This is a genomic window from Pseudomonas sp. EGD-AK9 (assembly GCF_000465935.2).
Classification (GTDB): Bacteria; Pseudomonadota; Gammaproteobacteria; order Pseudomonadales; family Pseudomonadaceae; genus Aquipseudomonas.
Genome location: NZ_AVOF01000597.1, coordinates 1 through 1,184, shown reverse-complemented (window position 1 = coordinate 1,184; position 1,184 = coordinate 1). Strand labels below are relative to the sequence as shown.

The 1,184-nt window shown below is 72.5% G+C and carries 1 protein-coding gene and 1 pseudogene; both read left to right on the top strand.

The window, feature by feature from the left end; genetic code table 11:
• On the top strand, positions 1–801 hold an 801-nt coding region (locus N878_RS29160; RefSeq protein WP_021445585.1), incomplete at its 5' end, for a hypothetical protein.
• 30 nt (positions 802–831) lie between these two features.
• Positions 832–1,184: pseudogene (locus tag N878_RS21445) on the top strand (CPBP family intramembrane glutamate endopeptidase); the annotation flags it as partial.

The window sequence follows — 1,184 nt, the reverse complement described above, 5'->3', positions numbered from 1 at the left end:
GATGCCCTCGGCCTGCCGCAGCCCGACGCCGCGCAGCGCCAGGCGCTGTTCGCCCGCCATGCGCCGCAGCTGCTGATCGAGCAGCGCAGCCGCGCCGACCGCATCGGCAGCCCGGGATTCGCCGGCGACGGCCGACGCCGTTTCGCCGACATCGAGCCGCGGCTCTATCGCCAGCTCGGCTGGAGCCGGCTGAACGGCCGCTGGCACCTGCAGCTGATCTACCAGTTCTGGTTCGCCCAGCGCCCCGCGGCGCATCCCCTGGATCTCTATGCCGGCGAGCTGGACGGCCTGATCTGGCGGGTCACCCTCGACGAGCGTGGCCGCGCCCTGCTCTACGACAGCATCCACCCCTGCGGCTGCTGGCATGCCTTCTTCCTGCCGGCGGACTCGCCGCTGCGCTTGCGCCAGCCGGCACAAGCCGAGGCACGCAGTGCGCTACGCCTGGATATCGCCGGCGGTACGGCGCCGAGTCTGTGGCTGCGCGGCGGCGATCACCGCCTGCTGTGGGTCGACGGCCGCCGCCCCGCGCGGCCATGGCTGACCTACGGCTTCGCCGCGTTGGACGAACTGCGCAGCCTGCCGCACCCGCAGGGCCGGCGCAGCCTCTACGACCGCCATGGCCTGGTGCCGGGCAGCGAGCGCCTGGAGCGCTGGCTGCTGTGGCCGTCCGGGGTGCGCTCGGCGGGCGCCATGCGCCAATGGGGGCGCCACGCCACGGCCTTTATCGGCCGTGCCCACTTCGACGATCCCGACCTGTTGCAGCAGTACTTCGGATTTACCGCCACAACCGCGGCCGAATAGACTGCGCACCCCCCACCACAAGGAAGTGCCATGCCCCTGCATCTACGCCTGCTGCTGCCCGCCTTCGCCCTGGCCCTCGGTCATGCCCTGGGTTTTATCGAGCCTGTCGGTCTGCTGCTTGGCGCGCTGTTCGTCGGCCTCGTATTCGGCGGCGAACGCCTGCTGCCCGGCTGGCTGTGGCTGAGCGCGGTGCTGGTCGCCGGCATCGCCCTGGCCGCCCACCTGCTGCCGGGCTTCAGCCCCTGGCCCCTGTGGGAGCCGCGACGGATCAGCACGGACGCCGCGCCCTACGCCCTGCGCCTGTCCTGGGACAAGCTGCTGCTGGGCGCTACCTTGCTGGCCTGGTGGCTGGGCCAGCGCCGCGCGCCGACGCTCTCCCGGTC